Genomic DNA, 16,323 nt, shown 5'->3' with positions numbered 1-16,323 from the left:
GCCCTATTCGGGCTGGATGGCTTTAAACTCCAGCAGATGGCGCTCGCCTTCCAGTTCCGGCACCACCAGCTTGTGGGTGGCGACCAGACGAATGCTGGCAGGCAACTGTGCCAGTTCCTGCTCGGGGTACTGTCCCTTGAGCGCCAGGAAGCTGCCCTCGGGTGACGGCAGATGATGGCACCAGCTCAGCATGTCCTCCAGGGAGGCGAAGGCCCGGCTCAGTACACCATCAAACCCCGTCTCGGGTTGATACTCCTCCACCCGAGATTTGACAGGGGTCACATTGGTCAACCCCAGCTCCAGGATCACCTGGCGGATGAAGTTGATCCGCTTGCCCAGGCTGTCGAGCAGCACGAACTGCTTGTCCGGATTGATGATGGCCAGCGGCAGGCCGGGCAGGCCCGGGCCGGTGCCCACATCGATGAAACGCTTACCCTGCAGGTGAGGGCTCACCACCAGGCTGTCGAGGATATGCTTGACCAGCATGGCGTCCGGATCTCGCACCGAGGTGAGATTGTAAGCCTTGTTCCACTTGTGCAGCAACTCGACCAACTGCACCAACTGGGTCTTCTGGGTATCGGTGATAACAATGCCGGCCTGCATGAGCAGGCCGTTCAATCTTTCCAGCTTGTTTTCCAACGGGGAATTCCTCAGGCGGTTTTACGCAGCAGGCCGTGTTTCTTCAGGTGTACCAGCAGGATGGAGATGGCGGCCGGGGTGATGCCGGAGATGCGGGAAGCCTGACCTATGGTTTCTGGCTTGGCATCGTTCAGCTTGGCAATCACCTCGTTGGAGAGACCGTTCACGTCGCGGTAGTTCATGTCCAGCGGCAGCAGGGTGTTCTCGTTGCGCAGCTGCTTCTCCACCTCGTCGTGCTGACGCTCGATGTAACCGGCGTACTTGATCTGGATCTCCACCTGGTCGGCGGCGGCGGCGTCTGCCAGGGCAGGGCCCACACCCTCGATGGCCATCAAGGCATCGTAAGTCACTTCGGGGCGACGCAGCAGCTCTTCCAGGCTCTGCTCCCGGGTCAGCGGGGTGTTGACCAGGGCGTTGACGGCCTCCAGAGACGGATGCTGCGGGTGGATCCAGGTCGAGCGCATGCGCTGACGCTCCTGCTCCACCTGTTCCACCTTGGCATTGAACAGGCTCCAGCGATGATCGTCCACCAGACCCAGCTCGCGACCGATGGCAGTCAGGCGCAGATCGGCGTTGTCTTCCCGCAGCAGCAGACGGTATTCGGCGCGGCTGGTGAACATGCGGTAAGGCTCGCGGGTTCCCAGGGTGGAGAGGTCGTCCATCATCACGCCCATGTAGGCCTGATCCCGGCGTGGGTGCCAGGCATCCTTGCCCTGGGCGCGCAGACCGGCGTTCAGACCGGCCATCAGCCCCTGGGCGGCAGCCTCTTCATAGCCTGTGGTGCCGTTGATCTGACCGGCGAAGAACAGGTTCTCGATGCACTTGCTCTCCATGTTGGCCTTGAGATCCCGCGGATCGAAGAAGTCGTACTCGATGGCGTAGCCAGGGCGGGTGATGTGGGCGTTCTCGAAGCCACGGATCGAGCGGACGATCTGCACCTGCACGTCGAACGGCAAGCTGGTGGAGATCCCGTTCGGGTAGAGCTCGTGGGTGGTGAGGCCTTCCGGCTCGACGAAGATCTGGTGCGCCGTCTTGTCGGCAAAGCGGGTGATCTTGTCCTCGATCGACGGACAGTAGCGCGGACCAATGCCTTCGATCACCCCGGCGTACATGGGGCTGCGATCCAGGTTGTTGCGGATCACCTCGTGGGTCTGCTCGTTGGTATGGGTCACGTAGCAGGGCACCTGGCGCGGATGCTGGCTGGCGTTGCCGATGAAGGAGAAAACAGGGCGAGGATCGTCGCCATGCTGCTCCTGCATCACGGAAAAATCGACGGTGCGGGCATCGATGCGCGGCGGCGTGCCCGTCTTGAGACGATCGATGCGCAGCGGCATTTCACGCAGGCGCTGGGCCAGGGCGATCGAGGGTGGATCCCCGGCGCGACCACCCTTGAAGTTTTCCATCCCGATGTGGATCAGGCCGTTCAGGAAGGTGCCGACGGTCAGCACCACAGTCTTGCCACCGATGCGGATCCCGCTCTGGGTAACGACACCGGCCACCCGATCCCCATCCATGATGAGATCGTCGCAGGCCTGCTGGAAGATCTTCAGGTTCGGGTAGTTCTCCAGCGTCTGGCGCACCACCGCCTTGTAGAGCAGGCGATCCGCCTGGGCACGGGTAGCCCGTACGGCAGGCCCCTTGGAAGAGTTGAGCGTGCGGAACTGGATCCCGCCGAGATCGATGGCCTGGGCCATGACTCCACCGAGGGCATCCACTTCCTTGACCAGGTGTCCCTTGCCGATCCCGCCGATCGCCGGATTGCAGGACATATGCCCCAGCGTGTCTATGTTGTGGGTCAGCAACAGGGTGTTGAGGCCCATACGGGCAGCTGCTGTCGCTGCTTCTGTGCCTGCGTGACCGCCACCGACGACGATCACATCAAATTGTTCATGGTATTGCATTGGGGATCACCTTGATCTGCACGCCTGAAGATCGTTGTTTGCCTGGTCTGAAGGGCGGATCATTCTATCTGTTTAGCATCCGGAGGGGAACGTCTACTTCAGGATCAGTATGGATCAGGGATCCGCTAAATAGATCTTAAGGATCTTTAGATCGATCTTTTATTGGATCTCTTATTAGGATCCGACACTTCTGTTGATAAGCCATTTTTGATCATAAAGATCATTCGCTTAAAGCCGATCGCTGCTTGTGGAAAAGCTTGGATCCTGGAGGGGCGAACGGGGGGATAACCCTGGTTTTTATACACAGGAGCACGTCACATGGGATCTAATACATGAATAACTATAGGTTTTGCAGAGCTTTGCACCGTAGTTATGCACATTTATCCGGAGTGTTGTGGGTGACGAGCCGGAACAACTTCTCCGGATCCCCCTGTTAATAACCTGGTGGATAGGGATCTGGGGATAAAGGGGAAGATCGGGGGGGGTGAGACCGGATCTCCCGCCCCCTGATCAGGCGATCGAGGCCATCCAGTCGTGGATCCAGGCTTCGGCGGCGTCTTCCGGGATCTCGTGCTGGGTCACGTCTATCTCCAGACGATCCCCGATCCGGCTTGCTCCGCACTCGGCCAGCAGCCGATCCAGCGTCTTGCCGCCCTGGCAGAAGGTGTCATAGCTGCGATCCCCCAGGGCGATCACCCCATATTTCAAGGCGCTGAGATCCGGGCGCTGGTCCGCAAGATCCTTAGCGAAGGGTTGCAGATTGTCGGGCACGTCGCCGGCACCGTGGGTGGAGGTGATCACCAGCAGTATGGCCTCGGGCTCGGCCAGGATCTCGGCCAGGCTGGCCGGGTTGTGGATTTCGGCTTGGTGGCCCGCCTGTTCCAGCAGGCTGGCCACATGATCTGCGACATATTCGGAGGCCCCCAGCATGGAGCCGACGACGAGGTTGAGTTTGGCCATGGAATGATCCTGATGTCATCGAAAGAGTGAAGAGCAGGGATCTTACCGCCAAAGCATGTGGATAAATATGGATAAAGCTTGGGGATAAGGATCCTTCACTATTTTTATGGCAGAGGCCGCCCTCACCATCTTTTTCATCTTCCCCTGTGTTCCCTTCTTTTGACCACCCTCCTGAATGAGTCTTTCTGCCGGAAAAGTCGTCCGTTGATACAGCAGGTAACAATAGAGATGCAAATGATTAGCAATTATTGAATCGATTCGATCATGGCTCCTGTAGTAGCATTGTGCCGCTTTATTCGCCTAAGGAGTCGGGCAGACCGGCCGCATTGGGCACCCATAATAAGAAACCAAAATATAACTCATTGATATTTGAGACACTTATATGATTGCGCAAAGAAATACCCAGAATGCAGTGATGCGAAAGAAGGGGGCCCAACTGTTGCCGCTCTCCTGCCTGCTGGCGAGCCTGCCGGTGCTGGCTGCCGAACCGGCGGACAAAGAGCTGCCCAAGGCGGCTGAAACCATGGTGGTCACCGGCACCGCCATGAAGGTCGAAGTGCCCATGGCCGAGACCCCGCGCGCCGTCTCCGTGGTCAATCGCGAGGAGCTGGATCAGCACGCCGTGCAGCAGCTCGACGAGTCCGTTCGCTATCGCTCCGGTGTGCTCACCGGCCTCTATGGCTCGGACAACAACACCGACTGGTTCAAGGTGCGTGGCTTCGATGCCGCCCAATACCTCGATGGCAACCGCCTGTTCGGCACCGGCTACTATGTCTGGACCCCGGAGCCTTTCGGTCTGGAAAGCGTGGAACTGCTGAAAGGCCCGGCCTCCATCCTCTACGGCGAGGCGCCTCCCGGCGGTGTGATCAACGCCATCAGCAAGCGTCCCACCGCGACCCCGCAAGGGTTGGTCAATCTGCAACTGGGCAACCGGGATCTGCGTCAGGTCGGGGTCGACTTCTCCGACGATCTGACCGACGACAGCCGCTATCGCATGGTTGCGCTCTATAAGGAGCGCGACGGCGTGCTCGATGGCACCTACAACGAGCGCGCCTACCTGGCGCCGAGCGTGACCCTGGACATCTCGGATCGCACCAGCCTCACCCTGCTGGCCAGCTTCCTGCACGACGAAGGGGTGCCCACCAACGGTTTCTTCCCCGTCTATGGCACCCTGAACACCTCGGGCGGCCAGATCGATCCCGGCACCAACCTGAGTCAGCCGGATTACGATCGCAACCGCAACACCCAGATCTCCACCGGTTACGAGCTGGCCCACCAGTTCAACCAGACCTGGGAGTTCAAACAGAACGTCCGCTTCAACTACAACGATCTGCTGCTGCGCCAGACCTATATCTTCCCGACTTACGAAGGCACCACCGCCTACCGTGGTCTGGTCTACCGTGACGGCGACACCAAGAGCGCCACCATGGACAACCAGATGGTGGGTTACTGGAACACGGATCGCACCGAGCAGACTCTGCTGCTGGGGATCGATCTGCAGCGTCACGTGAACGAAGGGGTCGAGGCCGACAACTACGGCATGGGAGCCATCGATACCATGAACCCGGATTACAGCGGCTTCCCCGGTTTCGACGAGTCCACCGCCACCTATCAGAAGAACACCAAGGGTCAGAGCGGCCTCTACGCCCAGCACCAGATCCGCTGGGACGATCGCTGGTTGCTGACCGCCGGCGGCCGCTTCGACTATGTGGAGACCCACAACATCAGCGAAGCCACCAGCAAGAACGAGAAACAGTACGATGACAACCTCTCGCTCTCCGGCAGCCTGATGTACCTGGCCGACAACGGCCTCTCCCCGTACTTTGCCTATGCCGAGTCGTTCGAGGTGTTGCCGGGCATAGACCCGAACACCAAGAACTCCTACAAGCCGCTGGAAGGCAAGCTGTATGAGACAGGCATCAAGTACGCACCCAGCTTCCTCGATGGTTACATCAACCTGGCGCTGTTCGATCTGGAGCAGACCAACTCGCTCGTCTCTACCGGCTCCGGCCAGCAGACCCAGGCTGGCGAAGTGACCTCCCAGGGCGTCGAACTGGAAGGGAGCGTGCAGGCCACCGAGGCGCTGCGTCTGACCGCGGCTTATACCTACACCGATGCCAAGACCAACGACACCGGCAACGGTGATCGTCGCGCCAGCCTGATCCCGCGTCACCAGGCCTCCTTCTGGGGCAACTACAAGGTGCAGCAGGGGCCTGTCTCCGGGCTGGAAGTCGGTACCGGGGTGCGTTACATCGGCTCCAGCGTCGGCATAGGTGCCGTGGATGCGGACTACAACCCCATCTACGGTTCGGCCCAGGTGCCGGCCCAGACGGTGTGGGATGCGATGATCGGGTATGACTTCGCCAAGAACTGGCGTGCCCAGGTCAACGTCAACAACCTGCTGAACGACACCTATGTGGCGAGCTGTGATTACTACTGCTACTACGGTGAGCCGCGCAGCATAGTCGGCTCCGTCAACTACCGCTGGTAAGATCCAGGCCGGGCGGGAGCCTCAAGCTCCCGCCCTCCTTCTTTTTGTATACAGGCCTGTCATGGAACTCTTGTCACTGGTTTACCGCCAATACCGTTGGCCCTTCATCGCCATTACCCTGCTCAGTCTGCTCAGTGCGGTGAGTGGGATAGGTGTTATCGCCTTTATCAATCAATCGCTTATAGAATCAGTTGGAGAGCCGTTGCCGGTGCTTGGCCAGCTGATCGGCCTCATTCTGCTGCTGCTGGTCATTACCCTGGGCTCCCAGCTGGCCCTGACCACCCTCGGCCACCACTTCGTCTATCACCTGCGCGGCCGCCTGCTCAAGCAGCTGCTGGACACCGACGTCGCCCGCATTCGCCAGATAGGGCAGGGGCCGCTGCTGGCCTCCCTCTCCAGCGACATCGGCCAGATCACCATCGCCTTCGTGCGCCTGCCGGAGCTGGTGCAGGGGCTGGTGCTGACTCTGGGCTCCATCATCTACCTCGGCATGCTCTCTCCCGCCCTGCTCGGTGTCACCGCGCTCTGGGTCACGGTGACCATGGTGGTGGGCTGGCTGCTGGTGAACCATGTCTATCGCCACCTGTCCCACATGCGTCAGGCCGAAGACCGGCTCTATCAGAACTACCAGTCCATCATCGCCGGCAGCAAGGAGCTGGCGCTCAACCGCGAGCGGGCCCATTTCGTCTACCACCGGCTCTATGAACAGAACGCTCAGGACTATCGCCAGCACATCATTCGTGCCGATACCTATCACCTGAGCGCGGTGAACTGGTCGAACATCATGATGCTGGGGGCCATTGGTCTGGTGTTCTTCCTGGCCAATGGGCTGGGCTGGGCCAACACCAATGTGGCCGCCACCTTCGCCCTGACCCTGCTGTTCCTGCGCACTCCGCTGCTGCAGGGCATCGGCGCCCTGCCGACCCTGATCGCCGCCCAGGTGGCGTTCGACAAGATAGCGACCCTGACATTGGCCTCGCCGGATCCCGCCTTCCCGCTGCCGCCGGCCCCCCGTGCCTGGCAGCGGATCCAGCTGGAGGAGGTGAGCTTTCACTATCAGGGGGAGGGCGGCTTCGCCGTGGGGCCGATCAACCTCACCATCGAGAAGGGGGAGCAGATCTTCATCATCGGGGGCAACGGCTCCGGCAAGTCGACCCTGGCCATGCTGTTGACCGGCCTCTATCAGCCGGTCTCTGGTCGGATCCTGCTGGATGGTGAACCCCTCGCCGATCGCAACGCCTACCTAGCGCTGTTCTCCGCCATCTTCACCGACTATCACCTGTTCCAGCACCTGCTGGGGCCTGAGCCGAAAGAAGCCCTGATTGAAGAGTGGCTGGAGCGGTTGCAGATGGGTAGCAAGCTCGCCATCGAGGAGGGCTTCATCGCCGACATCGATCTCTCCCAGGGGCAGCGCAAGCGGGTCGCCCTGCTGCTGGCGCTGGCGGAGCAGCGGGAGGTGATGCTGTTTGACGAGTGGGCGGCGGATCAGGATCCCCAGTTCCGCCGCATCTTCTATCAGGTGCTGTTGCCGCGCCTGAAGGAGATGGGCAAGACGGTGATCGCCATCAGCCACGACGATCTCTACTTCTCCCTGGCGGATCGCCTGCTGGAGATGCGTCAGGGCCGGCTCACCGAGCTGACCGGCGAGCGGCGCGAGCAGGTGAGCCGGGATGCGGTCGCCCATCTGGATACGGATTTGAATGCAGAGGTGCCGGTCTGAATCCGGCCAACAGGAACCCTTTATGTTTGAGATGAAAGCCGCCAGTTTCACGGTCAACGACCGTCAGCTGCTGCACCCCACCAGCCTGCGCTTCGAGCAGGGTCAGGTCTATGGTCTCATCGGCCACAACGGCTCGGGCAAGTCCACCCTGCTCAAGCTGCTGGCCCGCCAGCAGCCCCTGAGCGATGGGGAGATCCGGTTCGACGACAAGCCGCTGCAGGAGTGGGGCAACCGGGACTTCGCCCGCCAGGTGGCCTATCTGCCTCAGCATCTGCCAAGCGCCGAGAACCTGCTCGGCCGCGAGCTGGTGGAGATGGGGCGCTACCCCTGGCGCGGCCTGTTGGGCCGGATGGGAGCGGAAGATCACCGCCAGGTTGAACGGGCCATCGCGCTGACCCATACCGAACGCTTTGCCGACCGGCTGGTGGATACCCTCTCCGGCGGCGAGCGGGGGAGGGTCTGGCTCGCCATGCTGCTGGCCCAGGGGAGTCGCTTCATCCTGCTGGACGAGCCGCTGGCCGCCCTGGACGTGGCCCATCAGGTGGAGGTGCTCACCCTCGTCAAGCAGTTGAGTCGCCAGCTCAACCTGGGGGTCATCATCGTCATCCACGACATCAACATGGCCTCCCGCTTCTGCGACAGGCTGGTGGCGCTGCACGGCGGCCGCCTGCTGACCCACGGCGTGCCAGACGACATCATGACCGGCGAAACCCTGCACGCCATCTACGGCATCCCCATGGAGGTCATTCGCCACCCGGCCCATGACCATGCCATCGCCATCGTCTAGCGGGGCCACCTCGATGCGTTTATTGAAGAAGACGGGCTGGTTCTGCTGCCTGCTGACCCCCCTGCTGTTGCAGGCCGAGCCAGCGCAGCCTGCCGCTGCAGACCTCCCTCAAGCCGAAGTTGTGAAGTCGGTACCCCGCATTGCCACCATCGACTGGACGGTGGCGGAGATCTTGCTGGCCCTGGGCGTGGCGCCGCTGGCCATGGGGGATGTGGAGTCTTATCGCGCCTGGGTGGGGGAGCCGACGCTGCCGGCGGAGGTGGTGGATATCGGCCTGCGGATGCAACCCAATCGCGAGCTGCTGGCGGAGCTCAAACCCGACCTCATCCTCATCTCGCCGCTGATGGCATCCCTTGAATCCACCCTGTCCCGCATCGCCCCGGTGCAATCCATCGCACTCTACGAGCCGGATGCGGATCTGTGGCAGCGGCTGTACGAGGCGACCCTGACCATAGCCGCCCTGGTGAACAAAACCGCCGAGGCCGAGCGACAGCTCGCCGCGCTGGAGCGGGATCTGGCACGGATGAAGGGACAACTGCCGACCGATCTTCCCCCCTTGTTGGTGGTGCAGTTTATCGACGAGCGCCATGTGCGGGTATTTGGCCGCCACAGCCTGTTCGAGGCGGTGATGGAGCGGCTCGGCCTGCGCAACGCCTGGCTGGGGGAGACCAACGCCTGGGGCTTCGCCGTAGTCAGCCTGGAGCAGTTCCTGGCCCTGCCAGAGGCCCGGCTGGTGGTGGTCGACCCCATCCCGGTGGGGGTGAGCGAGCGGCTGCAGGAGCCGGGTCTCTGGCAGCATCTGCCGTTGGTGAAGCAGGGCAAGGTGCTGCACCTGCCCGCCGTCTGGAGTTTCGGCGGTCTGCTCGCCGCCCGCCGTTTCGCGGATCTGCTGAGCGGGGCCCTGCAAGGGGAGATACCCTCCGATCCGGCAAGCCATGTGACCGCCGAGGGGGCCACCCGATGAACCAGCTTCTTCCCGCCTCCCTGCTGCGCCCCGGCCTGGCCCTGTTGTTGCTCATCGGCGTGCTGGCCGGCCGGGATCTGGCCCACCAGCTACCGGACGTCTCCTGGTGGCAGGCCCTGTTCTCGCCGCAACTGGAGGATGCCCGTCAGGCGGTGATCCACTTCAGCTGGTTGCCGCGTCTCGCCATCTGCCTGCTGGCCGGTGCCGCCCTCGGCCTTGCCGGTACCCTGCTGCAGCAGGTGCTGCGCAACCCCCTCGCGTCCCCCACAACCCTGGGGGTGGCCTCTGGCGCCCAGTTGGCGCTGATGGTGGTGACCCTGTTTGTCCCCTCCTGGCTGCTGATCGGGCGGGAGTGGATCGCCATGGCGGGGGGGAGCCTCGCCATGGGGCTGGTGTTCGCCCTGGCCTGGCGCCGTCAGCTCAACCCGGTGGTCATCGTGTTCGCGGGCCTGGTGATCAACCTCTATCTGGCGGCCATCAGCCTGGGGCTCTTGCTGTTCTTCCAGGAGGAGCTCAAGGGCCTGCTGGTATGGGGCAGCGGCTCATTGGCTCAGACCAGCTGGAGCGGGGTCGGCTACCTGTTGCCACGGCTGCTGGTGGCCAGCGTACTGGCGGCGCTGCTGGCCCGTCCCCTGGCAGTGCTGGAGCTGGACGATGCCAGCGCCCGCAGCCTGGGGGTCTCCCTCAAGCACCTGAGATTCGCCGGCCTCGGCCTCGCGGTCTTCGTCACCGCCTGCGTGGTGAGCGTAGTGGGGCTGGTCGGTTTCATCGGCCTGGCGGCCCCCGTCATGGTGCGCATGCTGGGGGTGAGGCGGCTCGGCCTACGCCTGCTGTGGGCACCGGTGCTGGGGGCCCTGCTGCTGGCGGCCACCGATCTGCTGCTGCAATCCCTGACCCGCTTCTGGCCCGTGCTGATCCCGACCGGTGCCATGACGGCCCTGCTGGGGGCGCCGCTGCTGCTCTGGCTGATCCCGCGCCTCACCCTCAAGTCCACTCCCAGGGCGTCCGCCGGGCTGGTGGTGGCACGTCACCCTGCGCCTGCACGCCTTGTCGGCCTGATGTTGATGGGGCTGGTATTGGCGGTAGTTGCGTCCCTGCTGTTCGGGCAGGGGATGCACGGCTGGGGCTGGCCGAGTTGGCTCAGGTGGGAAGCCCAGCTGGAGTGGCGATTGCCGCGCACCCTGGCGGCAGGGGCGGCCGGCGTGCTGCTGGCGCTGGCGGGCACCCTGCTGCAGCGGGTCAGCAACAACCCCATGGCGAGCCCTGAGCTGCTGGGGGTGAGCGGTGGCACCTTTATGGGGGTCATTGCCGCCGCATTATTGCTGCCTGCGCTGCCGCTGCCCATGATGCTGCTGGGAGGCGTGCTGGGGGCCTTTGGCTGCCTGCTGCTCTTGGTGCTGATCAACCGCAAGCACGGTTTTCAGCCGGAGCGGATCCTGCTGTCCGGCATCGCCATCACGGCGCTGTTCGAGCCGCTGCAGGCCATAGCGCTGGCCAACGGCGATCCGCGGGTGCAGCAGCTGCTCTCCTGGATGTCCGGCTCCACCTATTACGTTACCCAGCCGGTGGCCATGGCGCTGGCTGTGCTGGCGCTGCTGATGCTGGCGGCCTGTCTGCTGGTGAGCCGCTGGCTGGATCTGATGCCCATGGGGCCGGCGGTGGCGACGGCGCTCGGCATCCGCCTGAGCCGCGCCCAGCTCGTCATCCTGCTGCTGGTGGCCGTGCTCACCGCCAGCGCCACCATGGTGATAGGGCCGCTCTCCTTCGCCGGCCTGCTGGCGCCCCACATGGCCAAGCTGATGGGGCTAGTGCGGGCGCGCTGGCACCTGCTCGGGGCGGCCGGTTGCGGCGCCCTGCTGATGGTGCTGGCGGACTGGGTAGGCCAGCAAGTGCTGTTCCCGCAGGAGGTGCCGGTCGGCCTAGTCTCCACCCTGTTAGGGGGCGCTTACTTCATGTGGTGCCTGCGCCGGCTGTAGCTTTCAGATCGAAAAATGCGCAATGAAAAGCCCGGGATCATCCCGGGCTTTTCATTGCCTGCCGTGCGGCGTTACTTGCCGATGCAGAAGCTGGAGAAGATCCGGCCCAGCAGATCGTCGGAGCTGAACTCGCCGGTGATCTCGGAGAGGGACTCCTGCGCCAGGCGCAGCTCCTCGGCCACCAGTTCACCGGCCACATAGACCTCGAGTTGCTCTTTGGCCACCAGCAGCCGCTCGGCGGCGCGCTCCAGCGCGTCCAGGTGGCGGCGGCGGGCCATAAAGCCCCCCTCGGTGTTGCCCTGGAAGCCCATGCACGCCTTGAGGTGCTCGCGCAGGGCGGGCAGCCCCAGCTCGGTCTTGGCGGAGATGCGGTAGACGGCGTGGCCCAGCTCCTCACTCGGCGCCAGATCCTCGCCGGTCAGGTCCGCCTTGTTGCGCACCACGGTGAGGCCGATGTTCTTCGGCAGGCGATCGACAAATTCCGGCCAGATCTCGTGGGGATCGACCGCATCCGTGGTGGTCCCATCCACCATGAACAGCACCCGATCGGCCTGCTCTATCTCGGCCCAGGCGCGCTCTATGCCGATCTGCTCCACCTTGTCCTGGGTGTCCCGCAGGCCCGCGGTGTCGATGATGTGCAGCGGCATGCCGTCCAGGTGGATGTGCTCGCGCAGCACGTCTCGGGTGGTGCCGGCAATCTCGGTGACGATGGCGGACTCGCGGCCGGCCAGGGCGTTGAGCAGGCTCGACTTGCCGGCGTTGGGGCGACCGGCGATCACCACCTTCATCCCTTCCCGCAGCAGGGCGCCCTGCTTGGCCTCGCCGCGCACGGCATCCAGCTCGTCCATGATGGCGTACAGATCCCCCGCCACCTTGCCGTCGGAGAGAAAATCGATCTCCTCGTCCGGGAAGTCGATGGCGGCCTCCACATAGATGCGCAACCGGGTGAGGCTCTCCACCAGCTGCTGTACCTTGCCGGAAAACTGGCCCTGCAGGGAGTGCATGGCGCTGCGGGCGGCCTGCTCGCTGGAGGCCTCGATGAGATCGGCGATGGCTTCGGCCTGGGCCAGATCCAGCTTGTCGTTGAGGAAGGCGCGCTCGCTGAACTCGCCGGGGCGGGCGGGGCGGATGCCCTCGATCTGCAGGATGCGGCGCACCAGCATGTCGAGGATGACGGGGCCGCCATGGCCCTGCAGCTCCAGCACGTCTTCGCCGGTGAAGCTGTTGGGGGCCTTGAACAGCAGGGCTATGCCCTGATCCAGCGGCTGGCCCTGCTCGTCCCTGAATGGCAGGTATTCGGCATAGCGCACCCTGGGCAGCCTGCCGAGCACGGTTTCGGCGACCCGCTCGGCGGCGGGGCCTGAGACCCGGACTATGCCGACGCCGCCACGGCCGGGGGCGGTGGCCTGTGCCACTATGGTGTCTGTTGTCATCTTGCTTGACTCGTCTGTTCGGTGATTGCGGACATTGTAATAAAAAAGGCGGCCCGAAGGCCGCCTCTTTTGTCATCAGGGAAGATTAGCTGCGGGAATGCAGGCCCTTCTTCTCCAGCTGACGATAGATGATGGTCTGCTGGATGATGGAGATGACGTTGCTCACCAGCCAGTACAGGGTCAGACCGGCCGGGAACCAGAGGAACATGAAGGTGAAGATGATCGGCATGAACTGCATCACCTTCTGCTGCATCGGGTCCGTGATGGTGGTCGGGCTCATCTTCTGCAGGTACCACATGGAGGCACCCATGAGGATCGGCAGCACGAAGAAGGGGTCCTTCACCGACAGGTCGGTGATCCACAGGGCGAACGGCGCGTGGCGCAGTTCGACGGATTCCATCAGAGCCCAGTACAGGGCGATGAAGATGGGCATCTGCACCAGGATGGGCAGACAGCCGCCCAGCGGGTTGACCTTCTCCTTCTTGTACAGCTCCATCATGCCCTGGGACATCTTCTGGCGATCGTCGCCGAAGCGTTCCTTGAGCGCCGCCAGCTTGGGCTGGAGCATGCGCATCTTGGCCATGGAGGTGTACTGGGCCTTGGTCAGCGGGAACATGATGCCGCGCACCAGCAGGGTCAGCATGATGATGGCCAGACCCCAGTTCTGGACGAAGCCGTGGAACACGGTCAGCAGCCAGTGCAGCGGCTGGGCGATGAACCAGAGCCAGCCGTAGTCGACGGTCAGATCCAGGTGGTTGGCCACCTTGGCCATCTGATCCTGCAGCTTGGGACCGATCCACAGCTTGCCGCTCACCTCGGCCTGCTGGCCGGCGGCGACGTCAACCAGCGGCGCCTTGTAGCCGATGATGGCCTGGTCCTTGCCCGGGATCACGCGGCTGTAGAAGCTGTTGGTGTCCTCGGAATTCGGCGCCCAGGCGGAGACGAAGTAGTGTTGCAGCATGGCGACCCAGCCACCCTTGGTGGTCTTGTTCAGGTCGGCATCCTTCATCTCGTCGAAGGTGTACTTCTTGTAGCGGTTGTCGTCGCTGGAGAAGGCACCACCACGGTAGGCGCTGGCCACCATGGCATGGCCTTCCTGATCCTTCGGCGTGGTCATGGTCTGCTTCAGCTGACCGTAGAACTGCACCTGGACCGGCTCGGCAGACTTGTTGTCGATCTTGTAGTCGACACCCACGGCGTAATCGCCGCGCTTGAGGACGAACTCCTTGGTGAAGACCACGCCCTTGCTGTCGGTCCAGGTCATGGGGACCACGACCTGATCCTGACCGTCGGCCAGCTGATAGCTGGTCTGGGCCACATCATAGGTGGGACGGCCCTCGGCCTGACTGTCCGGGCCGTTGCGACCGACCAGGCCGCTCTGGGCGACATAGAGGTGCGCCGGCTGGCTGGTCAGCAGGGTAAACGGCTGTTCCTTGCCTTCTTCCAGCTTGTGGGCCAGCAGTTCGGCAGAGACGATGTCACCGCCCTGGGTATCCAGGGTCAACTTGAGCACGTCGGAGGAAACGGTGATCAGCTTGCGCGCGGCGTTACCATTTGCTTGCTCGGAAACCTGGGGAATATCACCGGTCTGACCGGCTTCAGGTACGAAATGTTCGGTTTGGGCCACGGTCGTCGGGGCCGGCTTCGGAGCCTTGTCGGACTCCCACTGTTGCCAGAGCAAGAAGCTCACGAACAGCAAACCGATCAGGAGTAAATTGCGTTGTGATTCCATAGTCTTCAGTTTCTTCGCTTTGGTTGCGGAACCGGGTCATAACCACCCTCGGATAAGGGATGGCATTTTAATAGACGTTTGCTGGCTAACCAAACGCCTTTTATGAAACCGTGAAGTCGGATTGCTTCTATCGCAAATTGGGAACAAGTCGGGGTGAAACGGCAGCGCGGCCCGAGCAGGGGACTAAGGATTAGCTGATACAGGCGTATCAGTTTGATGGCTACCCATTGCAACGGCGTGACAGAGTGCGCCATAGCTTTTCCAGTAACTTGAACAGCGCTTCGTTGTCCATCTCCTTCACGCCACCCTTGGCGATCACGACGATGTCGATAGCGGGCAGATTGGCTTGATTGAGGCGAAAACTTTCCCGAACCACTCGTTTGACACGGTTGCGCCAGACGGCACGCTTGAGCGCCTTTTTGGGCACGGCGAGACCAAGACGGGGGTGTTCGAGGGAATTGGGGCAAGCAAGAAGCGTAATTTGCGGAGAAGCGGCCCGGACAGGCTCGGCGAAAACGCGTTTGAAGTGTTCGGGAGTTAACAGACGTAACTCCCGAGAGAAGGTGTGCTGGGTAGGCATTAGACTACCAGGCGGGCACGACCCTTGGCACGACGAGCGGCCAGAACTTTGCGACCGTTGGCGGTAGCCATGCGGGCGCGGAAACCGTGAGAGCGCTTGCGCTTCAGGTTGGACGGTTGAAAAGTACGTTTCATGATTCGATTCCGTATTTCTGTACAGTTTTGATTGTCACACTTAGCCGACGCGCCAGCTATAGCGTGTGACGACTAGCAAAAGAGGCCGAATTCTAAACAGAGTTCGGCTTCTCGTCAATCCGCCGTTCCCTCCCGTCTCGCCCTACTCGTCAAACAAGAGCAGGAGAAGCTGGCAGGATCCGGAGGATCAAGGGCCCCGAATTATACTGGCAACCCTGGGTTAAACAAGGATCCGCCAAGAAAAAAGGCGGCAGAGCCGCCAAAGAGAGAGCTATTTCAGCACTTTGCGCAGGAATTCCCGGGTACGGGGATCCTGCGGATCGACCAATATCTGGCTCGGCGGGCCCTGCTCCACGATCCGGCCTCCCTCCATGAAGATCACCCGATCGGCGACATCACGGGCGAACTCGATCTCGTGGGTCACCACCACCATGGTCTGGTGCTGGCGGGCGAGCTGCTTCATCAGGCCCAGCACCTCGTCGACCCATTCGGGATCCAGGGCCGAGGTGGGCTCGTCGAACAGGATCACCTTGGAGTGGGCCGCCATGGCACGGCCGATGCCGACCCGCTGCTGCTGGCCGCCGGAGAGGGAGGCCGGGTAGGCATCCTGCTTCTCGGCGAGGCCGATGTCCTTGAGGATGCCGAGGGCGGTGGCGCGGGCCTCCGCCTTCGGCTGTTTCCAGACGGTGATGAGCCCCTCGGCGATGTTGTCCAGCGCCGTCTTGTTGGCGAACAGGGCATAGTTCTGGAACACGAAGGAGGCGCGCTTGCGCAGCTCGATGGCCTGCTGGTCGCTGGCCCTGGCTAGGTCCAGCTGCAGATCATCGATGGCGAGCCGGCCGGCGTCCGGGGTCTCCAGCAGGTTCAGGCAGCGCAGCAGGGTCGACTTGCCGGTGCCGGAGGGACCGATGATGACGACGATTTCCCCCTTTTTCACCTCAAGATCGATGCCGTTGAGCACCTGATTTCCGTCATAGGCCTTGGAAAGACCCGTTAGCTTGATCAT

General features: G+C 62.6%; 14 protein-coding genes. 5 read left to right on the top strand and 9 right to left on the bottom strand.

The genetic code is table 11. From position 1 onward, the window contains the following. Positions 1-3: 3 nt before the first annotated feature. From rsmG to mioC, 3 genes are all read right to left on the bottom strand, one after another. The gene (rsmG, locus tag AB5Y72_RS13360) at positions 4-603 is read right to left on the bottom strand and encodes a 16S rRNA (guanine(527)-N(7))-methyltransferase RsmG (RefSeq protein WP_245196095.1); all 600 of its coding nucleotides are present in this window, start codon (positions 601-603) and stop codon (positions 4-6) included. 47 nt (positions 604-650) lie between these two features. Then, positions 651-2,540: a tRNA uridine-5-carboxymethylaminomethyl(34) synthesis enzyme MnmG gene (gene mnmG / locus AB5Y72_RS13355; protein WP_368199070.1), complete on the bottom strand. Its 1,890-nt coding sequence runs from the start codon at positions 2,538-2,540 to the stop codon at positions 651-653. A 510-nt stretch (positions 2,541-3,050) separates the two neighbouring features. After that, the gene (gene mioC, locus AB5Y72_RS13350; RefSeq protein ID WP_318162321.1) at positions 3,051-3,500 is read right to left on the bottom strand and encodes an FMN-binding protein MioC; all 450 of its coding nucleotides are present in this window, start codon (positions 3,498-3,500) and stop codon (positions 3,051-3,053) included. 382 nt (positions 3,501-3,882) lie between these two features. Between mioC and AB5Y72_RS13345 the strand changes: the two genes are divergently transcribed. The 5 genes from AB5Y72_RS13345 (at position 3,883) to fhuB (ending at position 11,438) form a co-directional block, all read left to right on the top strand. After that, the gene (locus AB5Y72_RS13345) at positions 3,883-5,991 is read left to right on the top strand and encodes a TonB-dependent siderophore receptor (RefSeq protein ID WP_325783278.1); all 2,109 of its coding nucleotides are present in this window, start codon (positions 3,883-3,885) and stop codon (positions 5,989-5,991) included. Positions 5,992-6,052: 61 nt separating this feature from the next. After that, a complete protein-coding gene (locus tag AB5Y72_RS13340) occupies positions 6,053-7,711 on the top strand; it encodes a multidrug ABC transporter permease/ATP-binding protein (protein ID WP_325783279.1) in 1,659 nt (552 codons plus the stop codon). 22 nt (positions 7,712-7,733) lie between these two features. Next, the gene (locus AB5Y72_RS13335) at positions 7,734-8,498 is read left to right on the top strand and encodes an ATP-binding cassette domain-containing protein (RefSeq protein ID WP_325783280.1); all 765 of its coding nucleotides are present in this window, start codon (positions 7,734-7,736) and stop codon (positions 8,496-8,498) included. Positions 8,499-8,511: 13 nt separating this feature from the next. Next, positions 8,512-9,462, top strand: coding sequence for an ABC transporter substrate-binding protein (locus AB5Y72_RS13330; protein WP_325783281.1), 951 nt, complete (start codon positions 8,512-8,514; stop codon positions 9,460-9,462). Next, positions 9,459-11,438, top strand: a complete 1,980-nt coding sequence (gene fhuB, locus AB5Y72_RS13325; protein ID WP_325783282.1) for a Fe(3+)-hydroxamate ABC transporter permease FhuB — start codon at positions 9,459-9,461, stop codon at positions 11,436-11,438. The genes AB5Y72_RS13330 and fhuB overlap by 4 nt, the downstream gene beginning before the upstream one ends. A 71-nt stretch (positions 11,439-11,509) precedes the next feature. On the opposite strand, the gene mnmE is transcribed toward fhuB, so the two are convergent. From mnmE to AB5Y72_RS13295, 6 genes are all read right to left on the bottom strand, one after another. After that, positions 11,510-12,871 carry a tRNA uridine-5-carboxymethylaminomethyl(34) synthesis GTPase MnmE gene (gene mnmE / locus AB5Y72_RS13320; RefSeq protein WP_219143213.1) on the bottom strand — a complete coding sequence of 454 codons (1,362 nt, stop codon included), beginning with the start codon at positions 12,869-12,871 and terminating at the stop codon, positions 11,510-11,512. 85 nt (positions 12,872-12,956) lie between these two features. Continuing rightward, complete coding sequence (yidC, locus tag AB5Y72_RS13315; RefSeq protein WP_325783290.1) at positions 12,957-14,603, bottom strand: membrane protein insertase YidC; 1,647 nt, start codon at positions 14,601-14,603, stop codon at positions 12,957-12,959. 5 nt (positions 14,604-14,608) lie between these two features. After that, a complete protein-coding gene (yidD, locus tag AB5Y72_RS13310; protein ID WP_084203073.1) occupies positions 14,609-14,857 on the bottom strand; it encodes a membrane protein insertion efficiency factor YidD in 249 nt (82 codons plus the stop codon). Then, on the bottom strand, positions 14,824-15,183 hold the full coding sequence (rnpA, locus tag AB5Y72_RS13305) for a ribonuclease P protein component (protein ID WP_010672281.1): 360 nt from the start codon (positions 15,181-15,183) through the stop codon (positions 14,824-14,826). Before rnpA ends, yidD begins: the two co-directional genes overlap by 34 nt. Beyond that, positions 15,183-15,317 (bottom strand): 50S ribosomal protein L34, encoded by a 135-nt coding sequence (gene rpmH / locus AB5Y72_RS13300; protein WP_005307156.1) that lies wholly within the window; start codon positions 15,315-15,317, stop codon positions 15,183-15,185. The genes rnpA and rpmH overlap by 1 nt, the downstream gene beginning before the upstream one ends. 271 nt (positions 15,318-15,588) lie before the next feature. Then, the gene (locus AB5Y72_RS13295; protein WP_042079068.1) at positions 15,589-16,323 is read right to left on the bottom strand and encodes an amino acid ABC transporter ATP-binding protein; all 735 of its coding nucleotides are present in this window, start codon (positions 16,321-16,323) and stop codon (positions 15,589-15,591) included.

The sequence above is a fragment of the Aeromonas sp. R7-4 genome (assembly GCF_040908055.1).
Taxonomy (GTDB): Bacteria; Pseudomonadota; Gammaproteobacteria; order Enterobacterales; family Aeromonadaceae; genus Aeromonas; species Aeromonas sanarellii.
The sequence above is the reverse complement of the archived record's forward strand: the minus strand, read 5'-3'. Positions and strand labels throughout refer to the sequence as shown.